General features: G+C 71.9%; 18 protein-coding genes. 6 read left to right on the forward strand and 12 right to left on the reverse strand.

Features of this window, described 5'->3' with window-relative positions; genetic code table 11:
• Positions 1–20: 20 nt before the first annotated feature.
• From BIV01_RS04360 to BIV01_RS04375, 4 genes are all read right to left on the reverse strand, one after another.
• On the reverse strand, positions 21–518 hold the full coding sequence (locus BIV01_RS04360) for a cupin domain-containing protein (protein ID WP_254791776.1): 498 nt from the start codon (positions 516–518) through the stop codon (positions 21–23).
• The gene (locus BIV01_RS04365) at positions 515–1885 is read right to left on the reverse strand and encodes an amidohydrolase family protein (RefSeq protein WP_254791777.1); all 1371 of its coding nucleotides are present in this window, start codon (positions 1883–1885) and stop codon (positions 515–517) included. The genes BIV01_RS04360 and BIV01_RS04365 overlap by 4 nt, the downstream gene beginning before the upstream one ends.
• Complete coding sequence (locus BIV01_RS04370; protein ID WP_071302058.1) at positions 1882–3570, reverse strand: adenosylhomocysteinase; 1689 nt, start codon at positions 3568–3570, stop codon at positions 1882–1884. The genes BIV01_RS04365 and BIV01_RS04370 overlap by 4 nt, the downstream gene beginning before the upstream one ends.
• 90 nt (positions 3571–3660) lie before the next feature.
• Complete coding sequence (locus BIV01_RS04375) at positions 3661–4653, reverse strand: PrsW family intramembrane metalloprotease (RefSeq protein WP_071302059.1); 993 nt, start codon at positions 4651–4653, stop codon at positions 3661–3663.
• A 73-nt stretch (positions 4654–4726) separates the two neighbouring features.
• Here BIV01_RS04375 and BIV01_RS04380 point away from each other — a divergent pair, with 73 nt between their 5' ends.
• The 6 genes from BIV01_RS04380 (at position 4727) to BIV01_RS04405 (ending at position 8693) form a co-directional block, all read left to right on the forward strand.
• The gene (locus BIV01_RS04380; RefSeq protein ID WP_071302060.1) at positions 4727–4990 is read left to right on the forward strand and encodes a glutaredoxin family protein; all 264 of its coding nucleotides are present in this window, start codon (positions 4727–4729) and stop codon (positions 4988–4990) included.
• Positions 4991–5074: 84 nt separating this feature from the next.
• Entirely contained in the window at positions 5075–5914 is an 840-nt protein-coding gene (locus BIV01_RS04385) for an amidohydrolase family protein (protein ID WP_071302061.1), read from the forward strand.
• A gap of 41 nt (positions 5915–5955) precedes the next feature.
• Positions 5956–6825 (forward strand): fumarylacetoacetate hydrolase family protein, encoded by an 870-nt coding sequence (locus BIV01_RS04390; protein ID WP_071302062.1) that lies wholly within the window; start codon positions 5956–5958, stop codon positions 6823–6825.
• The gene (locus BIV01_RS04395; protein ID WP_071302063.1) at positions 6822–7568 is read left to right on the forward strand and encodes an SDR family NAD(P)-dependent oxidoreductase; all 747 of its coding nucleotides are present in this window, start codon (positions 6822–6824) and stop codon (positions 7566–7568) included. The genes BIV01_RS04390 and BIV01_RS04395 overlap by 4 nt, the downstream gene beginning before the upstream one ends.
• A 114-nt stretch (positions 7569–7682) precedes the next feature.
• Positions 7683–8318, forward strand: coding sequence for a FadR/GntR family transcriptional regulator (locus BIV01_RS04400; protein ID WP_070419373.1), 636 nt, complete (start codon positions 7683–7685; stop codon positions 8316–8318).
• 96 nt (positions 8319–8414) lie between these two features.
• The gene (locus BIV01_RS04405; RefSeq protein WP_071295836.1) at positions 8415–8693 is read left to right on the forward strand and encodes a GlsB/YeaQ/YmgE family stress response membrane protein; all 279 of its coding nucleotides are present in this window, start codon (positions 8415–8417) and stop codon (positions 8691–8693) included.
• 137 nt (positions 8694–8830) lie between these two features.
• Here BIV01_RS04405 and BIV01_RS04410 read toward each other — a convergent pair whose 3' ends face one another.
• The 8 genes from BIV01_RS04410 to BIV01_RS04445 all read right to left on the reverse strand — a co-directional run bounded on the left by BIV01_RS04410 (position 8831) and on the right by BIV01_RS04445 (position 17002).
• Positions 8831–9787, reverse strand: a complete 957-nt coding sequence (locus tag BIV01_RS04410; RefSeq protein ID WP_071302064.1) for an aldo/keto reductase — start codon at positions 9785–9787, stop codon at positions 8831–8833.
• Positions 9784–10110 carry an L-rhamnose mutarotase gene (locus BIV01_RS04415; protein WP_071302065.1) on the reverse strand — a complete coding sequence of 109 codons (327 nt, stop codon included), beginning with the start codon at positions 10108–10110 and terminating at the stop codon, positions 9784–9786. The genes BIV01_RS04410 and BIV01_RS04415 overlap by 4 nt, the downstream gene beginning before the upstream one ends.
• Complete coding sequence (locus tag BIV01_RS04420; RefSeq protein ID WP_071302066.1) at positions 10110–11435, reverse strand: alpha-L-fucosidase; 1326 nt, start codon at positions 11433–11435, stop codon at positions 10110–10112. Before BIV01_RS04420 ends, BIV01_RS04415 begins: the two co-directional genes overlap by 1 nt.
• A 32-nt stretch (positions 11436–11467) precedes the next feature.
• Positions 11468–12388, reverse strand: coding sequence for a carbohydrate ABC transporter permease (locus BIV01_RS04425; protein WP_070417845.1), 921 nt, complete (start codon positions 12386–12388; stop codon positions 11468–11470).
• Positions 12381–13349: a carbohydrate ABC transporter permease gene (locus BIV01_RS04430; RefSeq protein WP_070417844.1), complete on the reverse strand. Its 969-nt coding sequence runs from the start codon at positions 13347–13349 to the stop codon at positions 12381–12383. Before BIV01_RS04430 ends, BIV01_RS04425 begins: the two co-directional genes overlap by 8 nt.
• A gap of 105 nt (positions 13350–13454) precedes the next feature.
• Positions 13455–14693, reverse strand: coding sequence for an ABC transporter substrate-binding protein (locus tag BIV01_RS04435; RefSeq protein WP_229085756.1), 1239 nt, complete (start codon positions 14691–14693; stop codon positions 13455–13457).
• 129 nt (positions 14694–14822) lie between these two features.
• Positions 14823–16157: an enolase C-terminal domain-like protein gene (locus BIV01_RS04440; RefSeq protein ID WP_071302068.1), complete on the reverse strand. Its 1335-nt coding sequence runs from the start codon at positions 16155–16157 to the stop codon at positions 14823–14825.
• Positions 16158–16417: 260 nt separating this feature from the next.
• On the reverse strand, positions 16418–17002 hold the full coding sequence (locus BIV01_RS04445) for a TetR/AcrR family transcriptional regulator (protein ID WP_070417841.1): 585 nt from the start codon (positions 17000–17002) through the stop codon (positions 16418–16420).
• Positions 17003–17030 lie beyond the last annotated feature (28 nt).

Consider the following 17030-nt stretch of genomic DNA (forward strand, 5'->3'; position numbering starts at 1 on the left):
GCGAAACGGATGTCTCGCGACTACTCGGCGAGCGTGAAGTCGTCGAACGAGAACCCGGGCGACACCAGGCAGCTCAGCAGCACCTCGCCGTCGCCCGGCAGGGTCCGCTGCCACACGCCGCCGCGCACGAACGCCTGCGCGTCGTTCACCCGGTCGCGCCCGGCGTCCGGGCCGAGCGTGATCGTCGCACCGGGCTCGGGCTGCTCGCCGTCGCCGCCGAGCTGCAGGTCGACGCTGTCCGGCCCGTGCCACATCCAGATCTCGTCGCTCGTGACCCGGTGCCAGGCCGAGGCCTCACCAGGGGGCAGCAGGAAGTGGATCAGGGTCGCGGCGGGCCGGTCGCCCGCCGGCGTCGACACCGTCGCGGGCGAGGTCCAGGTGCGGACGTACCAGCCGCCCTCGGGGTGCGGCTCCATGCCGAGGGCGACGGCACGCTTCGGCACGTCGAGCCACTCGATCAGGGTTCCGTCGACGGTGCGACGGGCGGCCATGCCCGGGCGGGGTGCGGTCTCGGTCATGATTCCTCCAGGGAACGATCAGATGGGGCGGGCGGGCCGGTCAGCGCACCGTCGACGGCCCGGACGTCACCGCGGACCACGGTCGCGACGGCACGGCCGGCACCGTCCTCGACGAGTTCGGCGAGGGCGTCCGGCACGGTCCGGGCGTCGACGTCGAAGACGGCCAGGTCGGCGCGTGCCCCGACGGCGAGGTGCCCGATCCGGTCCGGCCCGACGGCGAGCCCCATGGCGTGCGCGCCGCCGAGGGTCGCCGCGGCGAGCAGTCGTTCGTGCAGGTCGCGGTGCCCGTAGCCCTGCGACCGGGCGATCCGGTGCAGCGCGGTGACGTCGGCCATCAGGTCGAGGGACGGCGACGACGACAGCGAGTCCGTGCCGATCGCGATCGGGCTGCCCTCGCGCAGGTAGTCGGCGACGGGTGGCGGATCGAGCCCGATGACGGCGTTCGAGCGCGGGCAGAGCGCGACGGCGGTCCCCCGCGCGCGCAGCAGTGCCCGGTCGGCGGCGGTCATGTACACACCGTGCGCGATGTGGCAGTCGGGGCCGAGCACGCCCAGCCGGTCGACGAACGCGGTCGCGCTCGCACCGAAGCCCAGCGCGCGCATGGCCCGGAACGACGGCACGTTCGCCAGGTGCCAGTCGTTGCCGTGGCCGACGCCGTCGACTCCCTCGAGCCCGGGCACCGGCCCGAGGGCGACGCGCTCGCCCTCGAACGCTGCCTCGCCGAGGTGCAGGTGCAGCCGGAGACCGCGCTGGCGCACGATGTCGGGGAGTTCGAGCAGCGGGGCGACGTCGAGCGAGTACGGCGCGTGCGGGGAGAGCCCGGCGCCCGGGTCCGTCGGGATCCGCTCGAGTTCGGCGAGGACCTGGTCGCGGCCGTGGGACTGCCAGGCCGCGTTCTCCCAGTCCATGACCTCCCAGTAGGCGATGCCCCCGAGGCCCGCTTCGGCGAGCACGGTCGACGCCTCGATGTCCGTGACGACGTCGGCGATGCTCGTCACACCGGCGAGGATCGACGACGTCGCGCCGGCTGCCGCCTCGGCGTGCCAGTCGTGCGGCTCGGCGTAGTCCTCGTTGAACGCGCGGGCCCAGTCCTCGAAACCGCTGTACTGCCGCTGCCCGACACTGGCCATGCCGGTGTACTGCAGGTGCGAGTGCGCGTTCACGAGACCGGGGAGGAGGGCACCTCGCCACGGCCGTTCGGTGAAGGGCACGCCCGAGCTGGCGAGCTGGTCGACGACCCACGACCGGTCGCCGACATGCAGGATGCGGCCGTCCTGCACCGCGACGGCGCCGTCGGCGATGGGCGGCGCGGTCATCGGCACGACGATGCGCGCCGAGTGGACGGTGACGGGGTGCCCGGCGGTCACGACGGGTCTCCGAAACGGCGGGTCCGGACGTCGGGCTCACGGTCGGCGGGGTGCTCGGCGAGCGGTCCAGGAGGCGCGGCTGGCGCTCCGAAGGCGGCGAGCGCCGCGCGGGCGGTCGCCTCGTCCACCGCGGGGTCGATCGGCACGACGGCACGGTCGAGTTCGTCGCCCCGTTCGAGGAGCATCCGGACGGCACCGAGCTGTGCGGCGAAGGACAGGTCCATGATCTCGATCGGGTTGCCCTCGGCAGCGGTGATGTTGATGCAGCCGCCGCCGTCGAGCACGATCGGGCCGCCGTCCGCACCGGGGAACACGAGTCGCTCGGCCTTCGGACCCACCGGGACCCGCTCGGCGCCGGCTGCTCGGGCGTCGTCGAGCGCCACCTCGTGGTCGACGCCGCCCGCGACCGCGACGACCGTGCCGTCCGCGCACGACCGCAGCGCGCGGAGGTCGATCGTGTCGGCGACCCCCGTGGCGCTCATCACGAGGTCGGCGTCCTGCACCGCCTCGGCGAGGGGTGCGACGGCGTAGCCGGCGAAGAGCGCCTGCAGGGCGCGGACCGGGTCCGTCTCGGCGACCGTCACCCGCAGACCGAGCGCCGTGAGCACCAGGGCGACCCCCTCGCCGACGTGGCCGAACCCGGCGACGACCGCCGTGCCTCCCGGGAGCACGCGGTGCGTACCGGACGGGAGCCGGTCGAGCAGGTCGAGCACCGCGAACACCGTCGACTGCCCGGTGCCGTACCGGTTGTCGAAGAAGGTCTTGGTGCGGGCGTCGTTCACCGCGACGACGGGGATGCCGAGCTCGCCGCGCGCCGCCATGGTGCGGAGCGGGCGGAGGCCGCTCGTCGTCTCCTCTGCCGCGCCGAGCATCGTGGGCACCAGGTCCGGGCGCTCCTGGTGCGCGAGACGGATCACGTGCGAGCCGTCGTCGAGCAGGATGTGCGGCCGGGTGTCGAGCATCGCGAGGGCGAGGGTCCGCTGCTCGGGGAGCGAGGCGGCACTGCTCGCGTACACGGTCAGCCCGGCTGCTCGGAGCGCGTCGGCCACGGCGTCGTCGGTCTCGTCGGCGTGGGCGTAGACGACGACCTCGGCGCCGGCGTCACGGAGGAGCAGGCTCAGCACGGCGGTCTTCGGCTCGAGGAACATCGCGACGCCGATCCGGGTGCCACGGAGGAGTCCCCCGTCGCGGAGCTCGGCGGCGACCGCTCGCGACACGGGCATCGACCGGCGGGCCCAGCGCAGGCGGGCCTCGGCGGCGGGGTCGTCCTCGGGATCGCGGCCGGTGGAGACGAGGAAGACGTCGTCCGAGGTCATCGGCACCGCGAGGACCCCGGGGCGGGCGATCGCGACCGGGCCGAAGGCGTCCTCGTCGACGGCGGGGAGGTGTCGTCCGGCGTCGACCACGACGAGGGTCGCACCCCGGGGACGGTCGGCTTCGCGCTCGATGACCGGCGTGGAGTCCTCCGGCGAACCGGCGCACCAGAGCTGGTCGACGGGTTCGTGGGGCAGCGCCTCGCGGGCGCCGAGCCCCGTCAGCAGGGAGCGCAGCGCCGCGGTGTCGCGGGGGTCGCCCCCGACGATGCGGAAGCGGCGCGCGGCGACGAGGAGGTTCGTCGCGCCCGCGAAGCGCCGGACGGCCGCCGAGGCCCAGGCGCGGGTCTCGGGGTCGGCTCCTGGCGGCATGCCCCAATCGTAGGGCGAGCGGGTGGCGCGCCCGTGTCCGGCGGGTGGCCGGGTGGCGCGCCCGTGTCCGGCGGGTGGCCGGGGGCCTCGTCAGCGCGGGACGTGCGGCGGGGGCGTGCCATCCCATCCGTAGCCGGACGGCGACGGCGACGACGACGACGACGACCAGGGTGCCGGCCAGCCGACGAGCGCGTTCGCGCTCCGGTCGAGCCGCCGGTGCCGGCGCAGCACCGTGACGAGGACCACGACCCCCACGGCCGACACGATCGCGAGCCCGATCACGTACAGGGTCGTCGCGACGCCGGCGATCGACGCCGGGACGACCCCGTTCCGCGCCGCCGAGAACGGCGTCCCCGTCACGACGAACGCCAGCAGGGTCGAGATCGTCGAGTTCGAGTCCCACAGCCCGTGCAGCAGGGAGACCCCGACGTAGGCGACGATCGGGGCCCACGACCACCGGAACCGGTCGCGACCACGGGCGGCGCCGAACAGGACGGCTCCGAGGATCGACGTCCACAGCACGTGCCCGACCGGGGACAGCACCGCACGGACGACCTCGGTCTGCAGCAGGGACACCAGGTCGATGCCCCGCGCGGTGATCGCCGCGTTGAACGCGTACCCCGCCGACTCGAACGCGGCGAAGCCGGCACCGACCGTCGCCCCGAGGAGTGCTCCCTGCCGAGCCGTCTTCGGGCGGACCCGCCACCCGACGAACAGCAGCAGGACGCCCTTGACGAACTCCTCGACGAACCCGACGACGATGTACACGAGGGCGTCCTGCTGCAGGTTCGCCTCGAGCAGGGACGCCCCGAGGACGCCGAGGATCCCGCCGACGAAGAACGCGACGATGAGCTGCATCGTGCTCACCGTTCCGGTCACCCGCTCGATGACGAACAGCACCACCGTGAAGGGCACGAGGAAGCTGCCGAGCAGGATGATCGTCGGGACCAGGTTCGTGTTCAGCGTCGTGATCGTGACGACGATCGTGACCGCCCAGAGCAGGAACCCGACGAGGAGGGTCTTCCACCACCAGCCGTGACGGTGGTGCGGGTGAGCGGCGCGGACGTCCGTGGACAGGCTCATGGAGCCATGGTGCTCCGCGGCCGCGCCGGGGGTCACGGGAATGCGCGGGGCTCGTCGGACGTACTCTCTGGGCATGAGCGATGCATCCTTCGACAAGGTCATGATGTTCGGTGCGGACTGGTGCCGCGACTGCCGCCGTTCCAAGGCGCTGCTCGACACCCTCGGGGTGGACTACGAGTACGTCGACGTGGAGGCGGACCTGACCGCGGCGGACCGCGCCGAGGAGATCAGCGGGCGGAAGAACATCCCCGTCGTCGTGCTGCCGAACGGGAAGCACTTCGTCGAGCCGTCGGACGCCGAACTGCGCTCGGAGCTCGAGGCCGCCGGCGTCGTCTGACGCCCGGGCGCGCTCGGGCGCGCTCGGGCGCGCTCGCGCCGCCTCCCCCGCCCGGACATCGGATGAATCGGGCATGATGGCGGCGTGATCATCGACGCTCACCACCACCTCTGGGATCCCGCAGACCGTCCCTACCCCTGGATGGACGACTCGGTCGCCCCGATCCGGCGACGGTTCGACGTGGACGACCTGCGTGCGGCGACCACCGGGACCTCCGTCACGCGGACGATCGCGGTGCAGGCGGTGCACGACGCGGGCGAGACCGCCTGGCTCCTCGCGCAACCCGCGCCGGTCGCGGGCGTCGTCGGCTGGGTGGACCTGACAGCGCCCGACGTGGCCGAGCGCGTGGCGTCGGCGTCGACCGGTCCGGGCGGCGAGCGGCTCGTCGGCATCCGCCACCAGGCACAGGACGAGCCCGACCCCGGGTGGCTCGCCCGGCCGGAGGTCGTCCGCGGCGTCCGTGTCGTCGCGCGTGCCGGCCTCGTGTTCGACCTGCTCGTGCGGGCCCGGGAGCACGACGCTGCCCTCGCCCTCGTCGACGCCGTGCCCGAGGCGTCGTTCGTCCTCGACCACGCCGGCAAGCCGTCGATCGACACCGGGGACCCCTCGTGGCCGGACCGGATGCGGGACCTCGCCGTCAGGCCGAACGTGGCGTGCAAGGTCTCCGGGCTGCTCACCGAGGCGGGTGCCGACTGGCGGGAGCGCCCCGTCGCCCGGTACGCCCGCGCGGTCGTCGAGCACTTCGGCCCGGAGCGCTCGCTGTTCGGCTCCGACTGGCCGGTGTCGACGCTCGCGGCCGACTACGCCGAGGTCCTGCACACGACGAGCGATGCCCTCGCCGACCTGTCGTCGACCGAGCGCGACGCTGTCCTGCGCGGGACGGCCGAGCGGATCTACCTTGCCGGAGCCTCGACTCAGACATAGGATGTTTCCGCTGCACCGGCGCAGCAGGAGAGCGAGGAACGATGCGGTTCGCACGACTTGGCCCGGCGGGCGACGAGATCCCCGTCGCGATCGACGACGACGGCGAGGTGCTCGACCTCCGGAGCCTCACCGGTGACATCAGCGGTGGCTTCCTGGCGTCCGACCCCGGCCCCGACGCCCTCGTGCGGCACGCCCGTGCCGCCGGCGACCTTCCCGTGGTCGACCGGGCCGACGGTCTCCGGCGTGGGTCGCCCGTCGCCCGCCCCGGCAAGGTCGTCTGCATCGGCCTGAACTACCGCGACCACGCCGCCGAGACCGGTGCCGACATCCCCACCGAGCCGATCGTGTTCATGAAGGACCCGATGACGGTGATCGGACCCGACGACGAGGTCCTCGTCCCCCGCGGCAGCACGAAGACCGACTGGGAGATCGAGCTCGCGATCGTGATCGGCACCACCGCGCGCTACTGCGCGTCCGAGGACGAGGCCGCGACGCACATCGCCGGCTACGCCATCGCCAACGACGTCTCGGAGCGCGCGTTCCAGCTCGAACGCGGCGGGCAGTGGGACAAGGGGAAGTCCTGCGAGACGTTCAACCCGCTCGGCCCGTGGCTCGTCACGCCGTCCGCGCTCGAGGCGGACGGTCTCGACCCGAACGCCCTGTCGCTGCAGCTCCGGGTGAACGGCGAGCTCCGGCAGGACGGCAGCACCCGGGACATGATCTTCCGGCCGGCCGAGATCGTCCGGTACCTGTCGCAGTTCATGGTCCTGTACCCGGGCGACGTGATCAGCACCGGCACACCCGCGGGGGTCGCCCTCGGCAGCGGTGCGCCGTACCTGCAGGCCGGGGACGTCGTCGAACTCACCGCCGAGGGCCTCGGCTCGCAGCGCCAGACGATGGGCGCAGCATGACCGCCGGGACCCACGAGGGCCTGCGGGCCGTCGTCACCGGGGGTGCATCGGGCATCGGCGCCGCGATCGTCGCCGCGCTCCGTGACCGAGGTGCGACCGTCGCGGTGCTCGACCTGCAGCCCGCGGACGACGCCCTGTCGTTCCGCTGCGACGTCGGTGACGACACGTCCGTCCGGGCAGCGGTCGCCGACGCCGTCGAGCAGCTCGGCGGCCTCGACGTCCTGGTCAACAACGCCGGCATCGGCGCACAGGGCACCGTCGAGGACAACCCCGACGACGAGTGGCGCCGCGTGTACGAGGTGAACGTGCTCGGCGCGGTCCGGCTCTCGCGCGCGTGCCTGCCGCACCTCCGCGACTCCGACGCCGCGAGCATCGTGAACACCTGCTCGATCGCCGCCACCGCGGGGCTGCCCCAGCGCGCGCTGTACTCGGCGACGAAGGGCGCGATCGCCGCCCTCACCCGCGCCATGGCGGCCGACCACCTCCGGGAGGGCATCCGCGTCAACGCCGTCAACCCCGGCACCGCGGACACCCCCTGGGTCGCGCGGCTGCTCGAGCGCGCCGACGACCCGGCAGCGGAACGGGCGGCCCTGGAGGCGCGCCAACCGCACGGACGCCTCGTCGCCCCCGAGGAGGTGGCCGAGGCCATCGCCTACCTCACCAGCCCGCTCGCCCGGTCGACGACGGGTGTCGACCTCGCGGTCGACGGCGGGATGCAGGCGCTCCGGCTCCGGCCCGCCTGATGGGCCCTGGAGGCGCGACTATCGTCGTCGTGTCGGCTCGCGTGGGCGAGTGGCCGAGCAGGAGGTGGTGACGTGGCGTCGCTGACGGATGATGCGATCGCACGCATCCAGCAGATGATCGTGAGCGGCGAGCTCCAACCCGGGCAGCGCCTCCCGCCCGAGAAGGAGCTCAGCGAGTCCCTCGGGCTGTCGCGGAACAGCCTCCGCGAAGCGGTGAAGGCCCTCGAACTCATCCGCGTGCTCGACGTCCGGCGCGGCGACGGCACGTACGTGACGTCGCTCGAGCCGACCGTCCTGCTCGAGGCGGTCTCCTTCGTCGTCGACATGCACCACGACCGCTCGCTCGTGGACCTGCTCGAGGTCCGACGGATCCTCGAGCCCGCGTCCGCCGTCCTCGCGACCGCCCGCGCCTCGGAGCAGCAGATCGACGACCTGCACGCGCTCATGCAGTCCGTCGGCGAGGACACCGGCGTCGAAGACCTCGTCGCCCACGACCTGCAGTTCCACTCGACGATCGCGGGCATCGGCGGCAACCAGTACCTGTCCGGCCTGCTCGACGCCCTGTCGAGCAAGACCGTCCGGGTGCGGGTCTGGCGCGGCCTGACGCAGAACGGCTCCGTGCAGCGCACGCTCGACGAACACGCGGCGATCGTGGACGCCATCCGTCGTCGCGACCCGCAGCTCGTGCAGGCGCTCGTCGTGGCGCACGTCGAGGGTGTGGAGCGCTGGCTGCGGCGCTCGCTCGACTGAACCCGGCAGTCCTCCCAGGCAGGTGCGAGTTGGGTCGGTTGTCGGCCCTGACTCCGGCAACCATGCCGCGGCAACCGCACCCACGAGGAGGAAACCGTGATCGGTCTCATCATCAGCTTGATCATCATCGGACTCATCGCCGGCGCCCTCGCGCGGCTCATCGTCCCCGGCAAGCAGCACATCTCGATCCCCATGACCATCCTGCTCGGCATCATCGGGTCGTTCGTGGGCGGGTTCCTCGGGTTCCTGATCTTCCAGCACGACCCGATGGACGGCTTCTTCCAGCCCGCCGGCATCATCGGCTCGATCATCGGCGCCGTCATCGTGCTGTTCATCTACACGCGCTTCGCCGGCCGGAGCGCCCGCACCCGCTAGTCGGACGTGGCCGGGCACGACCCGGCGCACAACCGAAGTCACCCCGAACCGCGCATCCGCGTGGTTCGGGGTGACTTTCGTTGTGCGCCGACGATCGGCGCCGGGGCGCCCGGCCGCCGCGCGGCGCGGCGCCCGCGTCAGGCGGCGAGCAGGCCCGCCGTGCGCAGGTCGTCCCACAGCGCCTCGGGCACCGTCGCGGCCGCCCGAGCGACGTTCGAGCGCACCTGCTCCGCCGACTGCGCACCGAGGGCGATCGCCCGGACGGCAGCCGCCCGGCGCGGGAACGCGAGCGCGGCCTCCGGCAGCGTGACGCCGTGCCGCTCGCAAACGTCGGCGATCGCGTTCGCCCGTTCGACGAGCGACGCCGGCGCCACCGCGTAGTCGTACGTCGCCGAGGCGTCCGGCCGGTCCCGTCCGAGCAGCCCCGAGTTGTAGACGCCGACCGCGACCACGGCGACCCCGAGGTCCGCGCACCGTGCGACCAGCGCCGCCGCTGGCTGCTCGAGCAGCGTGTACCGGCCGGCGAGCATGACCACGTCGCACATGCCGGTGGAGACCGCTGCCTCGAGGGCCTCGACGGAGTTCGACCCGACGCCGACCGCTCGGACGACCCCCTCGTCCCGGAGCTCGACGAGCGTCGGCAGCGCCTGCGTCAGCCCGTCCCGCAGCGAGTACACGTCCGGGTCGTGCAGGTAGGCGACGTCCACGTGGTCGAGCCCGAGCCGCCCGACAGACTCGTCGAGGGACCGCCGCACGCCCGACGGGGAGGGATCCCACTGGCGGACCAGGTCGTCCGGCACCGCGAACCCGCCGGAGTCCAGGTCGTCCCCCGCGCCCCGCCCGGGCACGAGCAGGCGTCCGACCTTCGTCGACACCAGGTAGTCGGACCGCGGCCGCTCGGCGAGTGCCGCTCCGAGCCGCCGCTCGGACAGCCCGAGCCCGTAGTGCGGCGCGGTGTCGAACCCGCGGACCCCGGCCTCCCACGCGGCGTCGACCGTGGCCCGCGCCTCGTCGTCGGACACCTCGCGCAGGAGGTTGCCGATCCCCGCACCACCGAACCAGAACGGTCCGCGGTCGAGGTCCGGGGCCGTCACGCGTCCACCTGGTCCGCGAGCGACCACACCCGGGGGATGCCGTCGTCGCCGCCGGAGTAGTCGTCGTCCGCCTCGAGCAGCGGGTTCACGACCGCCTGCCACTCGGCGTTCACGGGGTCGTCGGCGAGCGCCTTCCGCATCGCCCGGTAGTCCTCGACCTCGACGAGGTGCACGAGGTCCTGCCCGTCCCGCCAGATCGTCCAGTCCTGCACCCCGGCCGCGCGGAGCCGTGCCGCCAGCGCGGGCGGGACCGCGGCGTGCACGCGTTCGTACGCCGCCTCGCTCCCCGCCCGCAGCCGGGTCCTCGTCAGGATGCGCTGCATCAGTCGCGCAGGAAGAGCTCGACCACGGGCACCGCCACGTCCGGCCGGACGATCGGCAGGGTGAGCGTCAGCGTCCCCGCGGGCTGCCCGCCGAGGCCGGTGTTCTGCGCCCGGGTGCCGGGCGCGATCTCGCGGTAGTGGATCTCCGACGCGTCGTTCAGGAGCTGGGCGTACTCGACCCGGCCGGCGAGGTCGGCGAGGTGCACGTGCTCGAACGGCCACGTGAAGAGGTGCAGGTACAGCCGGTTCCCGTTCTGCGTGTAGACGGCGCCCGCCGGCGCCCGGAACGACGACGGCCCGGCGCCGTACACCGACCGCGCGTGCTGGTGCATCCACGTGCCGATCCCGGCGAGCGCCGTCCGGGCGACCCCGTCGAACTCGCCACGACCGGTCGGCCCGACGTTGAGGAGCATGTTGCCGTTGTTCGAGACCCCGTCGACGAGCATGCGCACGAGCAGGTCGGTGCTCTTGACGTTCAGGTTGTCGCGGTCGTACCCCCACGAGCCGTTGAGGGTCTGGCAGGCCTCCCACGGCACCTGGACGCCGTCGACCTCCATCGGCTTGTCCGGCTGGTACTGCTCCGGCGTGACGATGTCCCCGGGCAGGTCGAGCCGGTCGTTGACGATGATGCCGGGCTGGAGCCGCCTGGTCAGCGCCAACAGCTCCTCGGAGCCCCAGTCGTCGCGGCCCTTGCCGCCCCAGATGTCCTCGTGGTCGTTGTCGCGGTACGAGAAGTCGTAGAACAGGTAGTCGATCCGCCCGTAGTCGGACAACAGCTCCGTCACCTGCCCGTGCAGGTAGTCCCGGTAGCGCGCCATGTCCCGGCCGTCGTTCAGCGCGGCGATCGCCTCGTCGCCGTCGTCCCGCCTCGGGTGCACGCCGTCGATCGTGAAGTCCGGGTGGTGCCAGTCGATGAGCGAGTGGTAGAACCCGACCCGCAGTCCCTCGGCGCGGACGGCGTCGACGAACTCGCGCACGATGTCGCGGCCGAACGGGGTGTTCGTCGACTTGTAGTCGGTCAGTGCGCTGTCCCAGAGTGCGAAGCCCTCGTGGTGCTTCGTGGTGAGGACGACGTACTTCATGCCCGCCTCACGTGCTCGTCGCGCCCAGTCGGCGGCGTCGAACAGGTCCGGGTCGAAGTGGTCGAAGTACTTCTGGTAGTCGGCGTCGGTGATCCGCTCGCGATTCTTCACCCACTCGTGCCGTGCCGGCAGGGCGTAGAGCCCCCAGTGGATGAACATGCCGAACCGGTCGTGGGTGAACCACGCGGGCAGGCCGGAGGGATCGGTCGCGGTCTGCGGCTCTGCAGGTGCGGTGATGGTCATGTGGCCAGTGTTCCTTTCACGAGTACAGCACGTCACCGGCCGCCGAGGCCGCTGGTGACGATGCCCTTGACGAGGTGCTTCTGCAGCAGGACGAGGAGGATCACGGTGGGGAGCATCGAGATCACCGAGGCCGCCATCACGAGGTTCCACTCGGACCCCTGCTGCCCGAAGAACTGCTGCAGGCCGAGCGGGATCGTGCCGTGGGCCTCGACGTCGTTGACCACGACGAGCGGCCAGAGGAACGAGTTCCAGTAGGAGATGAACGAGAAGACCGCGAGCACGGCCATCGTCGGCCGGGCGAGCGGCAGCATCACCGAGACGAAGGTCCGGATGGCGCCGGCGCCGTCGACGCGTGCTGCGTCGTCGAGCTCCTGCGGCACGGTCAGGAAGAACTGCCGGATCAGGAACGCGCCGAGCGCCGTGAACGCCCACGGGACGATGAGCGCCTGGAAGGTGTCCACCCACCCGAAGCCCTGCATCATCACGTACATCGGGATGACGAGGACGTCCTGCGGGATCATCAGCGTCACGAGGAAGAGCAGGAACACGGTGTTCCGTCCCCGCCAGCGCAGCCGCGAGAACGCGTACCCGGAGAGCACGGCCACGACGACGTTGATCACGGTGCCGGCGGCCGCCACGAAGATCCCGTTCAGGATGAAGCGGGCGAACGGCAGGTAGGTGAACGCCTGGACGTAGTTGTCCCACTCGAGCGAGCGTCCCCAGAGCGTCGGCGGCGTGGTGAACACCTGGTCCGCCGGCTTGAGGCTCGTCGCCACCATGTAGATGAGCGGCGAGACGAAGAGCAGCGCGACGAGGCAGAGCAGCGCGTAGCCGATCGCGTGCCGGAGCCGTCCGGGCCGGGGCGCCGAGGCGGTCCGGGGCACGGACCGCGGGTTGACCGTGCGGTTCGACGTCGTGAACCCGCTCGTGCGGGGCTTGGTCAGCTCACTCATAGTGCACCCACCGCTTCTGCCCGAGGAACTGGACGGCCGTGATCCCGAGGATGATGACGAACAGCACCCAGGCACCGGCGGAGGCCAGCCCGAGCTGCTGGTTCTGGAAGCCCGTGTTGTAGATGTACTGCACGAGGGTCTCCGTCGCCGTGCCCGGTCCGCCCTTGGTGAGGACGAACGGCTGCACGAACACCTGGAACGAGGTGATCAGCGTCATCATCGTGGCGAAGAACACCGACGGCGAGATGAGCGGGAACTTGATCGCCCAGAACGTCTGCCACGCGTTCGCGCCGTCGAGCTGCGACGCCTCGATCTGGTTCTCGGGCACGGCGTCGAGCGCCGCCGAGAAGATGAGCATGTTGTACCCGAAGCCCTGCCAGACGCTCATCGCGACGATGGCGAGCATCGCCCAGTGCTCGTCGGCGAGGAAGTTCGGCGCGTGCACGCCGACCGTCGACTGCAGGGAGGCGTCGATCGCGCCGCCCGGCTGGTAGAGCATCCGCCACACCACGACGTTCGCGACGATCGGCGTGATGGTCGGGATGAAGAACAGCACACGGAAGACGTGTCGACCGGCGATCCGCGGCGTCAGCCAGGCGGCGAGCCCGAGCGACACGACGAGGTTGAGCGGCACGTACAGCACGACGAACAGGGCCGTGTTGAGCGTCACCGTCCGGAACACCGGGTCGGCGAAGAGCCTGGCGTAGTTCTCGATGCCGGCGAAGCTGCGCTCGCCGAGCATCGGCCAGTTCATGAAGCTGACGACGAGGGAGGCGATGATCGGGAACGCCGTGAAGACGACCAGCCCGATGGAGTGCGGCGCGGCGAAGGCGGCGCCCCACCACGAGCGCCGACCGACGACGCCGTCGGCGTCACCGCCCTTGGGCCGGGGCGTCGCGGTGCCCGTCGCGACCGCGGTCGCGACGGCGGGGACCGCCGGTGGATCCTGGATGGTGGTCATGCGACGACCTCCTCGTCGTTCGCGGGTGCTTGCTGTCGGGGTGGCGGACTGGAGGCGCGGGGCGGGGTCGACCCGCGCCTCCAGTCCGTCAGTCGGTCGCGTCGGTCACTGCGTGCCGAGCTGGCCGGCGATCGAGGACATCGTGTCCTTGCCGGACGTCTGTCCGTTGACCGCCTGGAGCGCGTACTGCGTGAAGAGCTGGCCCAGCTGGTCGCTCTGCTTGTTGCCCGGGAGCGGCGAGGACTTGGCGAGGGCCGCCTTGAGCGCGGTCTCGGCCCCGTCGATGCCGGCGCTGGAGTACCACGCGTCCTGCGCCGCGGTCCGGGCCGGGAAGGCACGCCCCTGCTCGGCGAGGGACGTCAGGACCTTCTCGCTCGTCATCGTCTGGACGGCCTTGAACGCCTGCTCCGGGTACTTGCACTGCTTCGAGACACCGAAGCCGGAACCGGCGGCGAAGGTCGACGGGCCCGAGGTCCCGGCCGGCAGCGTCGTGACGCCGAGGTCGAACTTCACCTTGGCCTTCTGGCTGATCAGCGACCACGGACCGTCCGTGTACATCGCGACCTTGCCGGCGGCGAAGTCGTTGCCGGGCGTCGAGGTGTCCGACGACGCCTGGGTCGCGTAGCCCTTCTTCACCAGGCTCGCGAGCCAGTCCAGGCCGTCCGCGAACTTCGTGTCGGTGGCGTCGATCTTGCCGGCCTTCGTGATCACCCGGCCGCCGTTGTAGCCGTAGATCATCGACTCGAGGTTGAGGTCGCCCACGGTCGAGCCGAACTCGGTGATGCCCTTCGCCTTGAGCGCCTCGCCGGCCTGCTCGAAGTCGTCGGTGGTCCACCCGGGCTCGGGGTCGGCCACGCCGGCCTGCTTGAAGAGGTCCTTGTTGTAGAACATCAGGATGGGCCCGGTGTCGTACGGCAGACCGTAGAGCTTGCCGTCGACCTTCATGCCGTCGAGTGCCGTGCTGTCGTACGCCGACAGGTCGAGGCCGTCTTTCTTCGCGAGGTCGTCGAGCGACAGGAGCGATGACGTGTAGTTCGCCGCGCGGAGCGACTGCATGCTCACGATGCACTGGGCGCTGCCGGCGCTGAGCTGCGTGCTGAGCTTCGTGAAGTAGTTCTCGAACGGGGCGCCCTGGATCGTCAGGGTGATGCCGTCCTCGCTCTTCACGGTGTCGGCGACCTTCTGCCAGGCAGCCTTGTCCTCCTTCCCGGCGATCCACATGGACCAGGTCATGGCGTCCTTGGACTGGCTGCCGCCGGCACTGCTGCCGGAGGAACAACCAGCGAGGACGAGCGCGGTGGCGGCGGCTGCCGCCAGCCCCGCGACGATTCGGCGTCGGTGCATCGGAGTCTCCACTTCGTCGTGGTGATCAGGGTGGGGGGGGGGTCGGTTCGGGAGGAACGTGGTGCGGGTCAGGGGCGTCGGACGTCGCGATCGGGGTGCGTCAGGCGACGCGGACGTGGTCGGTGTGCGTCAGGCGACGCGGACGGCGTCCGGGACGCTCGCGTTGACGGCGGCCCAGACCGGGCCGTCGGGGAACGCGTGGTCCTCGAGCGTGGCGGCATGCATCTCGGTGCCCGCGCCGGGAGCGGTGGGCGGCCAGTAGCGGCCGTCGTGGACGTCGACCGGTGTCACGAAGTGCTCGTGCAGGTGGTCGACGAACTCGATGCAGCGGGTGTCGAGGTCGCCGGTGAGCGCGACGGCGTCGAACATCGAGAGGTGCTGCACCGCCTCGCACAGGCCGACCCCGCCGGCGTGCGGGCAGACGCGGACGCCGTACTTGGCGGCGAGGAGCAGGATCGCGAGGTTCTCGTTCACCCCGGCGACCCGCGTGGCGTCGATCTGGAGCACCGACATCGCGTCCGCCTGGATGAGCTGCTTCGCGATCACCCGGTTCGCCATGTGCTCCCCCGTCGCCACCGGGATCGGTGCGATGCGGCGGGCGATCTCGGCGTGTCCGAGGACGTCGTCGGGGCTCGTGGGTTCCTCGACCCACGCGATGTCGAACGGACGGAGCCGCTCGATCCACGTGACCGCCTCGTCGACGTCCCAGCGCTGGTTGGCGTCGATCGCGATCCGGATGTCCGGACCGACCGTGGCGCGGGCGATCCCGAGCCGTCGGACGTCCTCGTCGATGTCCCCGCCGACCTTGAGCTTGATCTGGGTGAAGCCCTCGTCGACGGCCTCGCGGCAGAGGCGGGCGAGCTTCTCGTCGTCGTAGCCGAGCCAGCCGGGCGTGGTGGTGTACGCGGGGTAGCCCTCGTGCTCGAGGCGGCGTCGGCGCTCGGCACGGAGCGGTACGGCGGCCTCGAACAGCTCCCGTGCGTCGGCCGGGGTGATGGCGTCGGAGAGGTACCGGAAGTCCACCAGGTCGACGAGCTCGTCCGGGCTGAGGTCGGCGAGCAGCGCCCAGAGCGGCTGCCCGGCGCGCTTCGCCCGGAGGTCCCAAAGGGCGTTCACCACGGCGCCGATCGCCATGTGCATGACGCCCTTCTCGGGCCCGAGCCACCGGAGCTGCGAGTCGTGGACGAGTGTGCGCCACGTCCCGCCCATGTCCGCGAGGACCGATTCGGCGTCCGCGCCGACGACGTGCTCGCGGAGGGCCGCGATCGCCGCTTCCTGCACCTCGTTGCCGCGGCCGATCGTGAAGACGAAGGCGGTGCCGACGTGGCCGTCCAGGGCGTCGGTCGCGATCTCGACGTAGGCGGCGGAGTAGTCGGGCGCCGGGTTCATGGCGTCGGATCCGTCGTGGTCCCGGGAGGTCGGGAACCGGACGTCGCGGACGCGCAGACCGGTGATGCGGCTCATCGTGTCTCCTACCCGTTCGGTCTCCGTCGACCGAACGGACTCATCGAAACATCCGATGTCTCTGCTGTCAAGGTTCAATTTCTGGATGTTTCAGCCACGATGCGCGGTGAGTGATCGGATGACAGCACGCGACGGCAGGCAGACAGGAGGCGCGGTGCGGGTCGGACCCGCACCGTCCCTCCGGGCGCGGCCGCCACGCCGCTGGCGCGTCGCGCCGGAACCGGCCGGTGGGGCCCACCTCCTGGACGTGGTCGCGCTGCTCAGACGGCGGCGAGCCGCCCCATCTCCGCGACCACGCCGCGGAGCCGGTCCGCCAGCTCGTCGCGGGACGCGACCGAGAACCGGTGCGCGACCTCGATGACGGCGGCCATGACGAGTGTGACGGCGGTCCGTGCCGCCTCGGCGTCGGTGCGCTCGGCGGCGACCTCGACGATCGCCGACCGGGCCTCGGCCATCCACTGCAGCATCGTCGGGACCATCTCGGGCCGCGCCTGCACGAGCGACTTCATCCGGCGGCGGTCCTCGGGCAGGGTCACGGTCTGCGCGACGAGGTCGCAGAGGTCGGACACGAGCGTGCCCGCACCGGCGAGGAAGGTCGCGCGGGCGGGGTCCGGGACGGTGGTCGCGGGGAGGCCGAGGGCGGCGTTGCCCTTGGACGGGAAGTAGTTGAAGAACGTGCGGGGCGAGACGCCGGCGGCGGCGCAGATCTCCTCGACCGTGACGCCGGCGAGCCCGCGATCGGTGACGAGCTCGAGCGCGGACCGGTGGATGGCGGCCCGGGTCTGCTGCTTCTTCCGCTCCCGCAGGCCGCTGTCGCCGGGGGCGGGTGCTTCGGTGGTGGTCACGTGGTGGCTCCTCGGACGGACGACGGGG

This window comes from Curtobacterium sp. MCBA15_013, assembly GCF_001865095.1.
Lineage (GTDB): Bacteria > Actinomycetota > Actinomycetes > Actinomycetales > Microbacteriaceae > Curtobacterium.

What these genes read in the sequence shown, in the direction of transcription:
- BIV01_RS04360 (WP_254791776.1), bottom strand. Translation starts at nt 518, where the DNA reads ATGACCGAGACCGCACCCCGCCCGGGCATGGCCGCCCGTCGCACCGTC.
- BIV01_RS04370 (WP_071302058.1), bottom strand. Translation starts at nt 3,570, where the DNA reads ATGCCGCCAGGAGCCGACCCCGAGACCCGCGCCTGGGCCTCGGCGGCC.
- BIV01_RS04375 (WP_071302059.1), bottom strand. Translation starts at nt 4,653, where the DNA reads ATGAGCCTGTCCACGGACGTCCGCGCCGCTCACCCGCACCACCGTCAC.
- BIV01_RS04380 (WP_071302060.1), top strand. Translation starts at nt 4,727, where the DNA reads ATGAGCGATGCATCCTTCGACAAGGTCATGATGTTCGGTGCGGACTGG.
- BIV01_RS04390 (WP_071302062.1), top strand. Translation starts at nt 5,956, where the DNA reads ATGCGGTTCGCACGACTTGGCCCGGCGGGCGACGAGATCCCCGTCGCG.
- BIV01_RS04395 (WP_071302063.1), top strand. Translation starts at nt 6,822, where the DNA reads ATGACCGCCGGGACCCACGAGGGCCTGCGGGCCGTCGTCACCGGGGGT.
- BIV01_RS04400 (WP_070419373.1), top strand. Translation starts at nt 7,683, where the DNA reads ATGATCGTGAGCGGCGAGCTCCAACCCGGGCAGCGCCTCCCGCCCGAG.
- BIV01_RS04415 (WP_071302065.1), bottom strand. Translation starts at nt 10,110, where the DNA reads ATGCAGCGCATCCTGACGAGGACCCGGCTGCGGGCGGGGAGCGAGGCG.
- BIV01_RS04420 (WP_071302066.1), bottom strand. Translation starts at nt 11,435, where the DNA reads ATGACCATCACCGCACCTGCAGAGCCGCAGACCGCGACCGATCCCTCC.
- BIV01_RS04425 (WP_070417845.1), bottom strand. Translation starts at nt 12,388, where the DNA reads ATGAGTGAGCTGACCAAGCCCCGCACGAGCGGGTTCACGACGTCGAAC.
- BIV01_RS04430 (WP_070417844.1), bottom strand. Translation starts at nt 13,349, where the DNA reads ATGACCACCATCCAGGATCCACCGGCGGTCCCCGCCGTCGCGACCGCG.
- BIV01_RS04435 (WP_229085756.1), bottom strand. Translation starts at nt 14,693, where the DNA reads ATGCACCGACGCCGAATCGTCGCGGGGCTGGCGGCAGCCGCCGCCACC.
- BIV01_RS04440 (WP_071302068.1), bottom strand. Translation starts at nt 16,157, where the DNA reads ATGAGCCGCATCACCGGTCTGCGCGTCCGCGACGTCCGGTTCCCGACC.